General features: G+C 72.3%; 14 protein-coding genes and 1 pseudogene. 7 read left to right on the top strand and 8 right to left on the bottom strand.

The genetic code is table 11. The features are described 5' to 3' along the window. Positions 1-39: 39 nt before the first annotated feature. Entirely contained in the window at positions 40-1344 is a 1305-nt protein-coding gene (locus tag AB0N27_RS19970) for an MFS transporter (protein ID WP_364371609.1), read from the bottom strand. Positions 1345-1404: 60 nt separating this feature from the next. Between AB0N27_RS19970 and AB0N27_RS19965 the strand changes: the two genes are divergently transcribed. Both AB0N27_RS19965 and AB0N27_RS19960 read left to right on the top strand, forming a co-directional pair. Then, positions 1405-2001: a CGNR zinc finger domain-containing protein gene (locus AB0N27_RS19965; RefSeq protein WP_364371606.1), complete on the top strand. Its 597-nt coding sequence runs from the start codon at positions 1405-1407 to the stop codon at positions 1999-2001. A gap of 2 nt (positions 2002-2003) precedes the next feature. Continuing rightward, a complete protein-coding gene (locus AB0N27_RS19960; protein WP_364371603.1) occupies positions 2004-2432 on the top strand; it encodes a cytidine deaminase in 429 nt (142 codons plus the stop codon). Between the two features lie 10 nt (positions 2433-2442). Here the strand turns inward: AB0N27_RS19960 and AB0N27_RS19955 are convergent, their stop codons facing one another. Beyond that, the gene (locus tag AB0N27_RS19955; RefSeq protein WP_364371600.1) at positions 2443-2802 is read right to left on the bottom strand and encodes a YciI family protein; all 360 of its coding nucleotides are present in this window, start codon (positions 2800-2802) and stop codon (positions 2443-2445) included. A 119-nt stretch (positions 2803-2921) separates the two neighbouring features. Between AB0N27_RS19955 and AB0N27_RS19950 the strand changes: the two genes are divergently transcribed. From AB0N27_RS19950 to AB0N27_RS19930, 5 genes and pseudogenes are all read left to right on the top strand, one after another. Next, on the top strand, positions 2922-4868 hold the full coding sequence (locus AB0N27_RS19950; protein ID WP_364371597.1) for a multicopper oxidase domain-containing protein: 1947 nt from the start codon (positions 2922-2924) through the stop codon (positions 4866-4868). 60 nt (positions 4869-4928) lie between these two features. Next, on the top strand, positions 4929-5969 hold the full coding sequence (locus tag AB0N27_RS19945; RefSeq protein WP_364371594.1) for an iron ABC transporter permease: 1041 nt from the start codon (positions 4929-4931) through the stop codon (positions 5967-5969). Beyond that, a complete protein-coding gene (locus AB0N27_RS19940) occupies positions 5966-7045 on the top strand; it encodes an iron ABC transporter permease (protein WP_364371591.1) in 1080 nt (359 codons plus the stop codon). The genes AB0N27_RS19945 and AB0N27_RS19940 overlap by 4 nt, the downstream gene beginning before the upstream one ends. A gap of 19 nt (positions 7046-7064) precedes the next feature. Continuing rightward, positions 7065-7829: pseudogene (locus AB0N27_RS19935) on the top strand (ABC transporter ATP-binding protein); the annotation flags it as partial. A gap of 203 nt (positions 7830-8032) precedes the next feature. Next, positions 8033-8980, top strand: coding sequence for an iron-siderophore ABC transporter substrate-binding protein (locus AB0N27_RS19930; RefSeq protein ID WP_364371588.1), 948 nt, complete (start codon positions 8033-8035; stop codon positions 8978-8980). A gap of 178 nt (positions 8981-9158) precedes the next feature. Here AB0N27_RS19930 and AB0N27_RS19925 read toward each other — a convergent pair whose 3' ends face one another. The 6 genes from AB0N27_RS19925 to AB0N27_RS19900 all read right to left on the bottom strand — a co-directional run bounded on the left by AB0N27_RS19925 (position 9159) and on the right by AB0N27_RS19900 (position 15102). After that, a complete protein-coding gene (locus AB0N27_RS19925) occupies positions 9159-9416 on the bottom strand; it encodes a hypothetical protein (RefSeq protein ID WP_364371586.1) in 258 nt (85 codons plus the stop codon). Positions 9417-9494: 78 nt separating this feature from the next. Then, entirely contained in the window at positions 9495-10052 is a 558-nt protein-coding gene (locus AB0N27_RS19920) for a hypothetical protein (RefSeq protein WP_364371583.1), read from the bottom strand. A 172-nt stretch (positions 10053-10224) separates the two neighbouring features. Further along, positions 10225-10869, bottom strand: a complete 645-nt coding sequence (locus AB0N27_RS19915; RefSeq protein WP_364371580.1) for a hypothetical protein — start codon at positions 10867-10869, stop codon at positions 10225-10227. A gap of 217 nt (positions 10870-11086) precedes the next feature. Next, positions 11087-12310 (bottom strand): MFS transporter, encoded by a 1224-nt coding sequence (locus AB0N27_RS19910; RefSeq protein ID WP_364371577.1) that lies wholly within the window; start codon positions 12308-12310, stop codon positions 11087-11089. A 36-nt stretch (positions 12311-12346) separates the two neighbouring features. Then, the gene (locus tag AB0N27_RS19905) at positions 12347-12571 is read right to left on the bottom strand and encodes a hypothetical protein (RefSeq protein ID WP_364371574.1); all 225 of its coding nucleotides are present in this window, start codon (positions 12569-12571) and stop codon (positions 12347-12349) included. Positions 12572-12588: 17 nt separating this feature from the next. Next, on the bottom strand, positions 12589-15102 hold the full coding sequence (locus AB0N27_RS19900) for a DUF3516 domain-containing protein (protein WP_364371570.1): 2514 nt from the start codon (positions 15100-15102) through the stop codon (positions 12589-12591). Between the last annotated feature and the right edge of the window lie 57 nt (positions 15103-15159).

The raw sequence follows: 15159 nt of genomic DNA, 5'->3' as shown, positions 1-15159 counted from the left end.
GCCCAAGGATAGGCAGCCCGGCGTCGTACCGCCTGCGGGTTACCGCCGGACGGCGGTCGGGGGGCCGCCCGCCGGTGCGGTCTCCGTCGGCGCGGCGCCCGCCGGGTCCGTGCGCGCCTGCTGCGGAGTGCGCAGGCCGCGGATCCGCCGGGTCAGCATGGGTACGGCCGAGACGGCGAGCCCGGCGGTGCCGACCGCGACCCCGACCCGGCTGCCCGCCCCGTGTCCCAGCACGCCACCGAGGGCGCTGCCCAGCGGAAGCGCCCCGTAGATCAACACGCGGTAGCCACCCCCGCTGCGGGCCAGGTTGCCCCGGGGGATGACGACCTGGCGCAGGGTCACCGAGAGGACGTTCGCCACACCGAGCCCGATGCCCGCGGTGAACTGCACCCCGGCCAGTCCGGCGGCGAGCGCGCCACCGGAGCCGGGCAGCGCCGCGATGAGCAGCGGTGTGCCGGTGGACAGCAGCAGCGCGGCGGCGAAGGCCCGACCGTAGCCGAGCCGCTCGGCCAGCCGGGTCGACGCGAGCGTGCCGACAAGCGCGCCGGCCCCGGCGGCGCTCAGCGCCAATCCGAACAGGCCGGGGCTCAGGCCTCGATCGGTGACCATGAGAACGACCAGGTTGACGGTGACGATCTGCGACGCCGCGTTGTAGATGGTGGCGTGCGTGGTCAGCGCCCGCAGCCACGGGTTGACGGCGATGACCCGGAGCCCGTCGAGGATGCCGCCGGCGTCCTCGCGCGGCGGAGCCGGCTCGACGCGTCGCGCGCCGGCCACACCCAGCGCGCTGGCCAGGTAGCTCACCGCGTCCAGGGCGACGGCCAGTGGTGGCCCGGCGAGCTGGGTGAGGCCGCCGGCGAGTCCCGGCCCGGCCACCTGGGCGGCGGTGGTGGAGCCCTGCGTGGCCCGGTTCGCGTCGGCGAGGTCGGTGTCGTCCACCAGGGATGGCACGTACGCGAAGCTGCCGATCTCGAACACCACGCTTGCCGCGCCGACGACCAGGGCGACCACCACCAGCAGTGGCACCGAGAGGAAGCCCAGGAGGTACGCGACAGGCACCACGGCCAACGTGCCGGCCCGCACGAGGTCCGCTCCGATCATCACCGGTCGCCGTCGACGCCGCTGCAACCAGTGACCGATCAGCAGGGGGAGCAGCAGGTTCGGCAGGTACGACGCGGTGGCGATGACCGCCACGCCTGCCGCGCCCGCGCCCAGCGTCAGCGAGGCCAGCAGGGGCAACGCCACGGCGGTCACCTGGGAGCCGACCACCGACGCCGTGTGGCCGGCCCAGAACCGGCGGAAGTCACGGTTGCGGCGGAGCACCCCACGGGTCGGAGTAACCATATAGCTGCCTCCTTCTGGTAACAGTTACCGGTGATGCTGCCACAGCGGTAATGTCGGCGCATGCGACAGCCCGGCGACCGTCAACCCGCCCCGGGTCCGCTCGTCCTCGTGCAGGACCTCGTCAACACCCTCGACATCGAGGCGGGACGCGACGCGCTGGTCACCGTCGCCGACCTTGTCGCGTTCTGCGCCGCGCACGGCGTACCGGCCTCGGCCGCCGGCGCGGAGGACCTGGCGGCGGTGCGTCGCCTGCGCGAGTCGGTGCGCGACGCCTGTCAGGCCCACACCGGGGTGGACGTGCCGCCGGACACCCTCACCGCACTTGCCGACCTGTTCCGGGACGCCCCGCTGACCGTCGAGATCGACAGCGCCGGGCGGGCCCACCCGGCACCGGGTCCCGGACTGACCAGGGCCGCCGCGCTCACCGCGCGGGTGGGTTGTACCGTCCTCCTCGCCGAGGCCGACGGCACCTGGCCACGACTGAAGGCGTGCGCCGCGCACGGGTGCCGCTGGGTCTACTACGACCACAGTCCGGCCGGGCGCAGCCGCTGGTGCACGATGAGCATCTGCGGAAGCCGGGCCAAGATGCGGGCGTACCGCGACCGCAGCCGACCCGACCAGGATCGGACCACGACGAGCAACCGGGGCCGAGAGTGACGATGCGCGACACCGACCGGGCGCTGGTGCAGGCGGCCACGGCCGTCGCCAAGCTGCGCTGCCGCAGCCCCCGACACACCCGTGCCGCCGCCGCACGCACCGCCGACGGTCGGGTCTTCAGTGGGGTGAACGTCCACCACGACAGTGGCGGGGCGTGCGCCGAGATGGTGGCAGTGGGCGCCGCCGCGACCCAGGGCGTCACCGAGCTGGAGACGATGGTCGTGGTGGGGGATCGTGGCCGCGAGATCGTGGTGCCGTGCGGTCCGTGCCGGCAGGTGCTGCGGGACAGCTTCCCCGGCCTACGGGTGATCGTCGGGCCGGTGGACGCGCCCCGGGTGACGCCGATCGGCCACCTGCCGCCGGAGGTGGCCCTCGGCGGCGTGGGCGCCGGCGACGGCCCGCTGCCGACGCCCCGGCCCGCCGAGGGCTGAGACCGGCGGATCAGTCGCCGGCAGCCGCCTCCAGCATCGACCGGGGCATCGGTACGCCCTCGAACCGCACATTGCCCTCGGGGACCAGCCAGCTCGTCACCTGCGCGGTCAACAGCCCGGCGCTGACGGCCGGGTCGTTGGCGAACAGCGCGCGGGCGTCGTCCGGTGCGATGGAGAGCACGACGAAACCGCGCAGCCGGTCGTCGTCGGTGTGCAGGAACGGCCCGGCCGCCAGCACCAGACCCTGCTCCACGAGCCCGGCCTGATGGGCCAGGTGGGTCTCCTGCAACCTGTCGATCGCGTCCTGCGGCAGCTCCGGCGGGTCCGACGGTCGGACCAGAAGGACGACCGTGTGCCTGTCGAATCGCATGTGCACACCCTATGACGTGAACATCCCTCTTACGGGTGTCATGCGCCATCTGTCCGTCCTGGGGTCGTCCGCGAAACTCATTCTCTTATGGGACGTGCGCGCGATCGGGAGGTGCGGAAATGGTCAGCAGGCGACGGCTGCTCGCGGCAGGGGCCGCCGGCGGTGCCACGGCGCTGGTTCCGGCGGGTTGGACCGCGCTCGCGGCGGCGGCCCCGCTGGACGCCGGAGACATCCCGAAGTACGTCACGCCGCTGCGGATCCCACCGGCCATGCCGCAGGTGGCGACCGGCCCGGAGCGGGACACGTACGTCATCGCGGTACGCCAGTTCCGCCAGCAGATCCTGCCCCCGTCCTGGCCGCGCACGACGGTGTGGGGTTACGGCTCCACCGCCCACCCCGGCAGCTTCGGCTACCCGTCGCCCACCATCATGGCGCGGGTGGACCGCCCGGTACGCGTGACCTGGGTCAACCAGCTCGTCGACGACAGGGGTGACCACCTGCCCCACCTGCTGCCGGTGGACCCGACCCTGCACTGGGCCAACCCGGCGGGTGGAATCGCGGGCCGGGACCGGCACGGCCGCCGGGACGGCGACCCCCGGGGATACCGGGGGCCGGTGCCGCAGGTGGTGCACCTGCACGGCGCGCACAGCACCCAGGAGAGCGACGGACACGCCGAGGCGTGGTACCTGCCCGTGACCCGTGACCTGCCGCCCGGCTTCGCGGTGGCCGGCAGCGCGTACCGCGAGTTCCGGTCCCGCTTCGCCGAGACCTCCGGCCTGCGCTGGGCGCCGGGCTCGGCCACCTTCGAGTACGCCAACGACCAGCGGCCCTGCACCCTCTGGTACCACGACCACACCCTCGGGCTCACCCGGGAGAACATCTACGCCGGCCCGGCCGGCTTCTACCTGCTCGACGGCGACGACCTGCCGGACGGCGTCCTACCCGGCCCGGCCCCGGCCCTCGACGACCCGCCGGATGCCCGGCACCACGACATTCCGCTGCTGATCCAGGACCGCAGCTTCGGCGCCGACGGCAGCCTCCGCTACCCGGGCGGGCGCGCGTCGCACGGCGATGACACGCGCTGGAGGTCGGAGTTCTCCGGTTCCACGATCGTGGTCAACGGCCGCACCTGGCCCACGCTGACCGTGCGACCCCGGCGCTACCGGTTCCGGCTGCTCAACGGCTGCAACAGCCGGTTCCTGATGCTCAGCGTGGTCGCCAACGCCACCGCGCGGCCGGCCCGCGCGGTGCTGCCGATCTGGCAGATCGGCGGCGACGGTGGCTACCTGCCCGAGCCGGTACCGCACGAGCGCGTGACCCTCGGCCCCGCGCAGCGGGTCGACGCCGTCGTCGACTTCACCGACGTCCCGGCGGGCACCGAGTTCTACCTGGTCAACGAGGGACCCGACTGGGCGTACCGCGGCGGTCGGCCCGGGGTGGACTTCCCGCCCGCCGATCCGCGGACCACCGGGCAGGTGCTGCGCTTCGTGGTCACCGAGGCGGCGGGCGTGGACACCAGCGTGCCGCCCGAGCAGCTGCGGCTGCCGGCACACCGTCGGCTCGGGCCGGCCGAGCGGGTACGACGGCTGTCGCTCAACGAGCGGATGTCGGGCGGGTCGGGTGCCATGGCCATGCTGCTCGGCGTCCTCGACGAACGGGGTCGGGGCCTGCCGCTGCGCTGGAGCGACCCGGCGACCGAGCAGCCCAGCGTCGGCGCCACCGAGGTATGGGAGATCCGCAACTTCACCAGGCACGTGCACCCGGTCCACCTGCACCAGGTCCAGTTCGAGTTCCTCGGACGCGGGCGTTCGGGCAGGTCGCTGCCGGGCCCGGGGGACCGGGGGCGGATGGACACCGTCCTCGCGTACCCGTGGGAGGTGACCCGGATCAAGGCGCGCTTCGACCTGCCGGGCCGCTACGCCTGGCACTGCCACCTGCTGGAGCACGAGGACAACGAGATGATGCGGCCACTCAACGTGCTGCCGCGCGGTGGCGCGGCGGCCGGGGACGGCGGTTCGGCGGGCGTACCCGAGGGGTCCACGACGGCATCGACCGACGCCGGTTAGGCCACTTTCCGCAGCTCGGCTAAGGTTAGGCGAACCTAAGGTCGAACGTGCAGGAGTTCCGTGACCGCCCTCGCCAGCCGGCCGACCCGGAGTCGGGCCAGCACCCGCACCGGCCGTCGGGTCATCGTCACCGCCGGTGCCGCGCTGGTCCTGCTGCTCGCCGTTCTCGCCAGTTTCGCGCTGGGCAGCAGGCAACTCGGCGTCGAAGCGGTCTGGCACGCCCTCGTCGCACCGGACGGCAGCGACGCGAGCACTATCGTCCGCGAACTGCGCATGCCGCGTACCGCCCTCGGTCTCGCCGTCGGGCTCGCCCTCGCCGTGGCAGGTGTGCTGTTCCAGGCGCTCACCCGCAACCCCCTTGCCGAGCCCCGCATCCTCGGCATCAGCGCCGGCGCGTCGTTCGGCGTGGTGCTCGCCATCTCCGTCTTCGGCATCGGCACGCTCGCCGGCTACGTCTGGTTCGGCATCGCCGGGGCGCTGATCGCCGGCCTGCTGGTCTTCGCCATCGCCACCCGGGCCCGCGAGGGCGCCAGCCCGGTCACCCTCGCGCTTGTCGGCGCGGCCCTCGACGCCAGCCTGGCCTCCGGGGTGTACGCGCTGCTGAGCATCGACGCCCGCACCTTCGAGGAGTACCGGTTCTGGGTGGTCGGCGGGCTGGCCGGCCGGGACCTGTCGGTCACCGCGCAGGTGCTGCCGTTCGTCCTCGTCGGGCTGCTGCTGGCCGCCCTGGTGGCACGGGGCCTGGACGCGCTGGCCCTCGGCGACGACGTGGCCCGTGGCCTCGGCCACCGCATCGGCCTGATCCGCCTCGGCGGTGGACTCGCCGCGGTGCTGCTGACAGGTGCCGCGGTGGCGGCGGCCGGGCCCGTCGCGTTCGTCGGGTTGGCCGTGCCGCACCTGGCGCGCGCCCTGGTCGGCGCCGACCACCGCTGGACCCTCGCCGTCTCCGCCCTGCTCGGACCGGCGCTGCTGCTCGGCGCCGACGTCGTCGGCCGGCTGGTCGCCCCGCCCGGCGAGATCCCGGCCGGCATCGTCACCGCCCTGATCGGCGCGCCGCTGCTCGCCGTGCTGGTCCGCCGCGCCCGGGTGGTGACCGCGTGACCACGATCCACCGTCCAGCGGGCCCTTCGACAGGCGCACCCGGCGCCCACCCGCCGGGGCGGTCCCTGCTGCGCATCGGCCCGGTCAGCCTGCTGATCCGCCGCCGCGCCGTGCTGGTGGCCGCCGTGCTCACCGTCCTGCTCCTGCTGGCGATGCTGCTCAGCCTCTCCCTGGGCACCCCGTACGTCGCGCCGGCCGACGTGCTGCGCGCCCTCTCCGGCGCCGGCACCCCGTACGACCTCGTTGTCTTTGATCTTCGGCTGCCGCGGATCCTGCTGGCCGCGGTGGCCGGCGCGGCCTTCGGCGTGGCCGGCACCCTGATCCAGAGCGTGGCCCGCAACCCCCTCGCCAGCCCGGACGTCATCGGCATCACCCAGGGCGCCGGGCTCGCCGCGACAGTGGCCCTGACCAGTGGCATGGCCGCCGTCCTGGTCGCGCCCACCGCTCTTGTCGGCGGGCTGGTCGCGGCGGTGCTGCTGTTCGCCCTCGGAGCCCGGCACGGGCTGGCCGCGCAGCGGTTCGTGCTCGCCGGCGTGGCTGTCGCGTTCGGTTTCCGGGCGCTCACCGAGGTGGTCATGCTCACCGCCGACCCCATCGACGGGCTCCGCGCGCAGATCTGGCTGATCGGCACCCTGGCCGGCAAGGGCTGGACCGAGGCCGCCTGGATCGCCGGCACCCTGCTGGTGCTGCTGCCGGTGCTGGCCTGGGCCGGCTGGGCACTGAACAGCACCGCCCTGGACGACGACACCACCAGGGGCGTCGGCCTGCGCCCGGTGGCCCGGCGCATCGGCCTCGCCGGCACCGGCGTGCTCGTCGCCGCGATGGTCACCGCGCAGGTCGGCGCCGTCGACTTCGTCGCGCTCGTCGCCCCTCAGGTGGCCCGCCGCCTGGTACGCGCCGAACGGCCACCGCTGGTCTGCGCCGCGCTGCTCGGCGCGCTGCTGCTGGTGCTCGCCGACCTCGCCGGCCGGCGGCTGTTCGCACCCACCCAACTGCCCGCCGGCGTGTTGACCGCCGCGATCGGTGGCCCGTACCTGATCTTCCTGCTGCTGCGCGGACGGCGGCGCTCGTCGTGACGCCCCAAGGAGTCGTGTGATGCTGTCCACCCGCGACCTGGTCGCCGGCTACGACGAGCGGACCGTGCTCGACGGCCTCGACCTCGACCTGCCCGCCGACGCGTTCACAGTGATCGTCGGCCCGAACGCGTGCGGCAAATCCACCCTGCTGCGCACCATGGCCCGGCTGCTCACCCCCCGCCGCGGCACCGTGCTGCTGGACGGCACCGCGATCCGCGACCTGCCGACCCGCGAGGTGGCCCGCCGGCTCGGGGTGCTGCCGCAGAGCCCGCTGGTCCCCGAGGGCGTCACAGTGGCCGACCTGGTCGGGCGCGGCCGGCAGCCCTACCAGCGCTGGTGGCGGCAGTGGTCGTCGGAGGACGGCGTCGCGGTGGAGCAGGCGATGACCCTGGCCGACGTGGCCGACCTCGCCGACCGGCCGGTGGACAGCCTCTCCGGCGGTCAGCGGCAGCGCGTGTGGATCGCCATGACGCTCGCCCAGGACACCGACGCCCTGCTGCTTGACGAACCCACCACCTTCCTCGACCTCGCCCACCAGGTGGAGGTCCTCGACCTGCTGCACCGGCTGCGCGTCGAGCGGGGCCGCACAGTCGTCGCCGTCCTGCACGACCTCAACCAGGCAGCCCGCTACGCCGACCACCTGGTCGCGATGCGCGCCGGCGCGGTCGTCGCCGCCGGGCCGCCGCGGGAGATCCTCACCGCCGACCTGGTCCACGACGTCTTCGGGCTCGCCTGCGTCGTCGTGCCCTGCCCGGTGACCGGCGCGCCCCTTGTGGTGCCCGCCCACACCGGAGGCCACTCCGCCACCGCCGCGCCTGCCGGCGTGTCCGGCGCCCCTGCCGTGCCTGCCGGCGTGTCGGGCGCCCCTGCCGCGACCGCCGGCGCCTGTGGCACCGATCTGTCGGACGCGTCCGTGCCGGGCGCCCGACCTCCAAGCGGCGACGCGGCCGACCCGCTCGCCGACTCGTACCCCTCGAAAGGACTCTGATGCGTCGTCTCGTCGCCGCTCTCGCCGCGGCCGCCGCCCTCGGCGTCGGACTCACCGCCTGCGGTGAGAGCGACCCGGTCGCCGGCACCACCACCGGGGAGACCCGGGAGATCACCCACGCCATGGGCACCACGAAGGTCCCGGCCGAACCCAAGCGCGTCGTCGTGCTCGACACCGACAAGATCGACACCGCGCTCTCGTTGGGCGTCACACCCGTCGGCGCCGCGACCGCCGGCGAGGCGAAGAGCTGGCCGACGTACTTCGGCGCGGACAAGCTCTCCGGCATCAAGGAGGTCGGGGTCCTCACCGAACCCGACCTGGAGGCCATCAACGCCCTCAAGCCGGACCTCATCCTCGGCAGCAAGTTCCGCCAGGAGAAGTTCTACGACGAGCTGGCCGCCATCGCGCCGACCGTGTTCACCGACAAGGTGGGCATCACCTGGAAGGAGAACTTCCTCCTCGACGGCAAGGCGCTCGGCCACGAGCAGCAGGCCAAGGACCTCCTCGCCGCGTACGAGAAGCGGGCCAAGGACTTCGGCGCCACCCTCGGCGACCCCGCCGCCCGCAAGGTGTCGATCGTGCGGTTCATCCCCGGCAACATCCGGGTGTACGGCCCCGACTCCTTCTCCGGCATCGTCATCGGCGACACCGGCCTCGGCCGCCCCGAGCGGCAGCTGCTGGCCAACAAGGAGGACAAGCGCTTCGACCTGGTCAGCCCCGAGCGGATCAACGAGGTCGACGGCGACGTCATCTTCGTCACCGCGTACGGCGACAAGGCCGCGGCCGAGCAGACCAAGGTCGCCGGCGGCACCCTGTGGAAGGGCCTCGGCGCGGTCAAGGCCGGCAAGGCGTACCCCGTCTCCGACGAGATCTGGATGACCGGCATCGGCGTCGGCGCCGCCAACAAGATCCTCGACGATCTGGCCAAGTACCTCCCCGCCGCCTGACCCGCCCGCGCCGCGCGCCTGTCACCCGCGCGCCTGCGCACCTCACCGCGTCGCGCCTGCGCACCTCACCGCGTCGCGCCTGTCAAGATCCGCGCAACTTCCGGGAAAGTGCTGCCTCACCGGCTTGTGAGGCAGCAGGATCCCGGAAGTTGCGCGGATCTTGGTGTGTCGGGGTACGTCAGCGGGAGCGGGAGCGCAGAGCTCGGCGAAGCTCGTTCAGGAAGCCCTCGAAGTCCTCGCGGAACCGCCTCGAGGTGACGTGCAGGACGATCCAGTCCTCACCGAGCAGGCGGTTGAGGCGGCGACGGTCGCGGTGGAGCTGCTCGGGATCGTGGTGCCACAACCCGTCGTACTCGACCGCGACCTTGAGCTGCGGCCAGGCCAGGTCGAGACGGGCCACGAATCTTCCGTCGCGCTCGACAACGAACTGTGTCACGGGTACCGGCAGCCCGGCGAGCACGATCCCCACCCGAAGCCGGGACTCCGGCGCGATTCCGCGCCCGCGTCGGCCAGGTCAGCCACCCGCATCATGCGTTTCCAACCCCGTGTGCCGAACTCGCGCGAGGGCGTCCGAACGGAGTCGAGGGAGCGACACCAGATGGTGGTGGGCGAGGCGATCCACGAGGGCGACCGCCTCCTCGGTCTGCAACCACTGGGCCAGATCCCAGCAGGTACGTGTCGGCCCGGTTACCGGGATGCCCTGACGTAGCGCGACGTCGGTGGCGGCGATCGTGCCGGCGTGCACGACGAGCCCCGACACCGGTCCGAAGCGTTGAGGGGAGGGCACGAGCACGTCGAGAGGCTCGTGGTCCGCCACCGCACCCGCCCCGTAGAGCGCCGCCGCGCTGCGACCCGCTATCACCGCCCTGGGCGGCAGTACCCACTGTGCCGCGGCGGCACAGCGAGCGCGGTGGGTGACGGTCATCTGGGCGTCGGCGTAGACATCTCGGAACAGCGGGCGCCACGCGGCGCTGCGCAGCTCCGCCCGGGTGAGCAGGCCCTGGGCGACCACTCGGGAGCCGCGGAAGACGCGTCCCTGCAGTCTCGCCGGCCGTCGTGGGGAAACAGGCATGACGACACCTTGACCGGCGGGCGTGCCCGCGATCAGCCCCTGTGGATAACCCTCGCCCTGCCGCGGAAGGGCAAGATCCGCGCAACTTCGGTGTTCTTGCTGCCTCAGCGAAACGCGAAGCAGCAGGATCCCAAAAACTGCGCGGATCTTGGCCCGAGTGGGTAGGGGCGGGTCAGGCGGCGGTGGACCAGATGGCGCGGAAGGCGGCGGCTTCGCCGGCGAGCCAGCGTTCGATCTGCTCGGGTTTGGCGTCGGCGGGCATCCGGTGGGCCTGGCCCCGCCGGACGTCGACCAGGACCGGCTCGGCGTGCGGCAGCACCGCGTCCATGTGTCGGGCCATCAGGTGCAGGGTGGCGAGCACCGACTCCTCGCTCGGCGGGATCTCGTCGAAGTGCAGGCGGACGGCCTCGGCGCGGCCGTCGGCGTGGCGTACCCCGAACTGGGGGTTGATCTTGACTGGCAGGTCGCCGAGCATGGCCAGGGCGTCGCGGGTGTGGGCCAGGTCGAGGGCGGCCGGATCGCCGAGGGAGTGCAGCCAGGCCGTGGCGCCGGGCACCAGCGCCTGGTAGAGCGGGCGCCAGCGGGGCTTGACCACGTCGACCACGCCGGCCAGGTGGGTGCCGCCGGTATGGAAGGCGATGTCGGCCTTGAGCGCCTTGACGAACTGGCCGTGCGGGTTGAAGCCGGACCGGCTGGCGCGTTGCTTGCGCAGCCCGCCCACGAAGGTCGCCTTGGTGGGGCCGGTGCGGTCGACGTAGCGGGTGAAACCGAGCAGTGTGGCGTAGGGGGTGAGGGGCGTGGAGGTGGGCGCGGTCACGGGCGTCCTCCCAGGTCAGGATCTTTATTAGTACATACATTCTAATCGACGGCTCTGACATTGCCCAGGGAAGTTGGGGGCGGGACCGTGTCCCGTTCGCCGACAGATGGCCAGCGGAGATGCTGCCCGCGATAGAGGCAGGTTCGGACCAACTTCAAGATCGGCCTCGAACCCGAAGGGGTCGCTCATCGAAACGTGATCATGATCCTCGGCTGGATTACGGGTGGGACAGCTCGTCCTCGACGAACGTGGGCTTGGCCAGCGTGAACGCCGGGATGGCCGTCACGAGGGCGACGGCGAGCAGAAACAGCAGCGAAAGGGTCCACCCGCCACTCGCGTCGTGCAGCAGCCCGACGAGCAGCGGACCGAGTGCGCCGAGCGCGTACGCGACCCCCTGGGCAAAGCCGCTCAGCGCGACGGTGCCGCCCTGGGTTCGGGTGCGTACGTTGATGAGCACGAGGTTGACCGGGAACAGGATCGAACCCGAGCCGATGAGCAGCACCCAGAGCAGGGTGAGTGTCGCGGGCGCGAGCAGCAGGCCGAGGTAGCCGAGCGCGAAGCTGGCGATACCGGCGGCGATCAGCCGGCCGACACCCTGCAGCCGCGTGACGAGCAGGGGCGCAACGAGCGCGATGGGCGCACTGATGATGCCGGTGACGGCGAGCAGCGCACCGGCTTCGGTCGGCGTCGAGCCGGCGATGTCGCCGAGGATCTCGGGCAGCCACGCGAAACACGCGTAGGTAAGGATCGTGCTGGTCGAGAACAAGACGGTGATCGACAGGGCCGTGCGGGACCGCCACAGTCGCGTGACGAGGGTGGTGGGCGAGGACTCGATGGCGTCGGCATCCGAGAGTCGGCTGCGGCGCTCCCGCGCGATGGCGACCAGCCACGGAACGAGCGCGACCCCCGAGCTCACCGCCCAGATGCCGAGCGAGAACCGCCACCCGACCTGTTCGGCGACCGGGGCGGCGACCGCGGCGGGCAGTGCCGTGCTCACGCCCAGGATGCAGACGTAGACGGCGGTCAGCAGCGCTACCCGATCGGGGAAGTAGTGCCGCACGATCGGCGGCAGCAGCACATTGCCGATGCCCGTGCCGGCGAGCGCGACGACACTGCCGACGAGCAGCACCGCGTAGCCCGGGGCGGCCGCGCGCACGAGATGGCCGACGGTCATGAGCAGCAGCGCCAGCACGATGCCGCCGTTGAGGCCGACGCCGCGGGCGACGCGTGGCGCGACGAACCCCGATACCGCCAGCAGGATCGGTGGCAACGTGCCGAGCAGACCGGCGCCGATGCTCGATATCGGGATGTCTGCCCGGATGTCGTCGAGGATCGGTGACATCACCGCAACCGTCTGGCGCAGGGTCAGCGCGACGAGCACGATACCCAGCAGCGCGGCCGTGCGTCCCGCCCACAAGGTAAGGGGCCGGCCATGTGTCATGCCCTTACTTTAGTGTTCCAGTCGGCATCGTGATCATCACGATTCGGTGAGCGCCTGGAAGGCGGAGTGGCTGTTCAGTTCCGCGCCGCGGCGCGGCGAGTTCGCGGCACGGCAGCTCTGGATACGAACCGTCGGGGTGAGCGTCGCGGGCGAGACGATCGGCTCGTACACCCCACCGGCGGCGCGGTCCTGTTGCTGGTCGTGGGCGTCGCCCTGGTGGTCGTGGCTCGTCGCCGTCGGCTCTGGTTCACCGTCTGACATCCGCCGGGGACGGCACCTCAGAGCTGGCCGACGTCGGTGATCCGGACGACCGCCGCTCCGACCTCGTCCGAGGCGACGAGGTCGATCTCCGCGCTGATGCCCCAGTCGTGGTCGCCGTCCGGGTCGTCGAAGATCTGCCGGACGGTCCACCGCTCCCGGCCCTGCTCGATCATCAGCAGCGCCGGCCCGCGGGCGTCCGGCCCGACGCCTATCGAGTCGTACGCCTCGAAGTACGGCGCGAGGGCGTCGGCCCACGCGTCGTAGTCCCAGCCGTCGGCGGCGTCCAATTCGGCGAGCAGGTCCCAGCGGCGCAGCGCGGCCAGCTCGACCCGGCGGAACAGGGCGTTGCGCACCAGCACGCGGAACGCCCGCGCGTTGCGCGTCACCGCCGGTGGCCGGTCGGTGAGGGCGGCGTGCGCCTGGGCCACCTCGGCCACGTCCGACGGGTTGCGCAGCCGCTCCCACTCGTCGATGAGGCTGGAGTCGACCTGGCGGACCAGCTCGCCCAGCCACTCGATGAGGTCGATCAGCTCCTCGGTCTTGGCGTCCTCGGGCACGGTCTGGCGCAGCGTCTTGTACGCGTCGGCCAGGTAGCGCAGGACCAGGCCCTCGGAGCGGGTCAGCCCGTAGAACTGCACGTACTCGGTGAAGGTCATGGCCCGCTCGTACATGTCGCGGACGACGGCCTTGGGGGAGAGCTGGTGGTCGGCGACCCAGGGGTGCCCCTGCCGGTACATCTCGTACGCGGCCTCCAGCAGTTCGGCGAGGGGCTTGGGGTGGGTCACGTCGTCGAGCAGTTCGAGGCGGGCCTCGTACTCGATGCCCTCGGCCTTCATGGCGGCCACCGCCTCGCCGCGCGCCTTGAACTGCTGCGCGGAGAGGATCTGCCGGGGGTCGTCGAGGATCGACTCGATCACGCTGAGCACGTCGAGGGCGTACGACGGGGACTCGGCGTCGAGCAGCTCGATGGTGGCCAGGGCCAGGGGCGAGAGTGGCTGGTTGAGGGCGAAGTCGAGCTGGAGGTCGACGGTGAGCCGGATTCGTCGGCCTGTCTCGTCCGGCTCGGGCAGCTCCTCGACGACCCCGCCGGCGCGCAGCGCCCGGTAGATGGCGATCGCCCGGCGGATGTGCCGGCGCTTGGCGGCCGGCTCTTCGTGGTTGTCGGTGAGCAGGTGCCGCATCGCGGTGAACGCGTCCCCGGGACGGCCGATGACGTTGAGCAGCATCGAGTGGCTGACCTGGAAACTGGAGGTCAACGGCTCCGGCTCGGCGTCCACGAGGCGGTCGAAGGTGGGCTGGCCCCACCCGATGGAGCCCTCCGGCGGCTTCTTGCGGACCACCTTGCGCCGCTTCTTCGGGTCGTCGCCGGCCTTCGCGAGGGCCTTCTCGTTGTCGATGACGTGCTCGGGGGCCTGCACCACGACCCGGCCGATGGTGTCGTAGCCGGCCCGGCCGGCCCGACCGGCGATCTGGTGGAACTCGCGGTTCTTGAGCAGCCGGGTACGGACGCCGTCGTACTTGGACAGGCCGGTGAACAGCACGGTGCGGATCGGCACGTTGATGCCGACGCCGAGGGTGTCGGTGCCGCAGATGACCTTGAGCAGGCCGGCCTGGGCGAGGGTCTCCACGAGGCGGCGGTACTTGGGCAGCATGCCGGCGTGGTGTACGCCGATGCCGTGCCGGACCAGCCGGGACAGCGTCTTGCCGAAGCCGGACGTGAACCGGAAACCGCCGATCGCCTGGGCGATCATGTCCTTCTCGGCGCGGGTGCAGACGTTGACGCTCATCAGCGCCTGGGCACGTTCCAGCGCGGCGGCCTGGGTGAAGTGCACCACGTACACCGGGGCCTGCTTGGTCTCCAGCAGCTCCTCGAGTGTCTCGTGCAGTGGCGTCATCGCGTACGAGAAGATCAGCGGGACGGGCCGCTCGGCCGAGCGGACGACGGCCGTCGGCCGCCCGGTACGCCGGGTCAGGTCGTCGACGAACCGGGTGGTGTCCCCCAGGGTGGCGGACATCAGGACGAACTGGGCCTGCGGCAGCTCGATGATCGGCACCTGCCACGCCCAGCCACGGTCGGGTTCGGCGTAGAAGTGGAACTCGTCCATGATCACCTGGCCGACGTCGGCCTTGGCGCCCTCGCGCAGCGCCAGGTTCGCCAGGATCTCCGCCGTGCAGCAGATGATCGGGGCGTCGGCGTTGACGCTGGCGTCGCCGGTGAGCATGCCGACGTTCTCGGCGCCGAAGACCTCGCACAGGGCGAAGAACTTCTCCGACACCAGCGCCTTGATCGGCGCCGTGTAGAAGGTCGTCCGGCTGTCCGCGAGGGCGGCGAAGTGCGCGGCGATAGCCACCAGGCTCTTACCCGAGCCGGTGGGCGTATTCATGATCAGGTTGGCGCCGGAGACGATCTCGATGACCGCCTCCTCCTGATGGGGGTAGAGGTCGAGGCCGCGCTCCTTCGCCCAACCGGCGAACGCGTCGAAGAGGGTGTCGGGGTCGGCGCTTGTCGGCAGCGCGGCGGTGAGCGTCATATCCCGTCCATGGTGCCTGGATCATGCCCCGGTACGCCAACCCGGCCCCCGCCGGAC

This window comes from Micromonospora sp. NPDC093244 (genome assembly GCF_040683695.1).
Taxonomy (GTDB): Bacteria; Actinomycetota; Actinomycetes; order Mycobacteriales; family Micromonosporaceae; genus Micromonospora.
This window is presented reverse-complemented; position numbering and strand designations above follow the sequence as displayed.

What these genes read in the sequence shown, in the direction of transcription:
- AB0N27_RS19970 (WP_364371609.1), bottom strand. Translation starts at nt 1,344, where the DNA reads ATGGTTACTCCGACCCGTGGGGTGCTCCGCCGCAACCGTGACTTCCGC.
- AB0N27_RS19965 (WP_364371606.1), top strand. Translation starts at nt 1,405, where the DNA reads ATGCGACAGCCCGGCGACCGTCAACCCGCCCCGGGTCCGCTCGTCCTC.
- AB0N27_RS19960 (WP_364371603.1), top strand. Translation starts at nt 2,004, where the DNA reads ATGCGCGACACCGACCGGGCGCTGGTGCAGGCGGCCACGGCCGTCGCC.
- AB0N27_RS19955 (WP_364371600.1), bottom strand. Translation starts at nt 2,802, where the DNA reads ATGCGATTCGACAGGCACACGGTCGTCCTTCTGGTCCGACCGTCGGAC.
- AB0N27_RS19950 (WP_364371597.1), top strand. Translation starts at nt 2,922, where the DNA reads ATGGTCAGCAGGCGACGGCTGCTCGCGGCAGGGGCCGCCGGCGGTGCC.
- AB0N27_RS19930 (WP_364371588.1), top strand. Translation starts at nt 8,033, where the DNA reads ATGCGTCGTCTCGTCGCCGCTCTCGCCGCGGCCGCCGCCCTCGGCGTC.
- AB0N27_RS19920 (WP_364371583.1), bottom strand. Translation starts at nt 10,052, where the DNA reads ATGCCTGTTTCCCCACGACGGCCGGCGAGACTGCAGGGACGCGTCTTC.
- AB0N27_RS19910 (WP_364371577.1), bottom strand. Translation starts at nt 12,310, where the DNA reads ATGACACATGGCCGGCCCCTTACCTTGTGGGCGGGACGCACGGCCGCG.
- AB0N27_RS19905 (WP_364371574.1), bottom strand. Translation starts at nt 12,571, where the DNA reads ATGTCAGACGGTGAACCAGAGCCGACGGCGACGAGCCACGACCACCAG.
- AB0N27_RS19900 (WP_364371570.1), bottom strand. Translation starts at nt 15,102, where the DNA reads ATGACGCTCACCGCCGCGCTGCCGACAAGCGCCGACCCCGACACCCTC.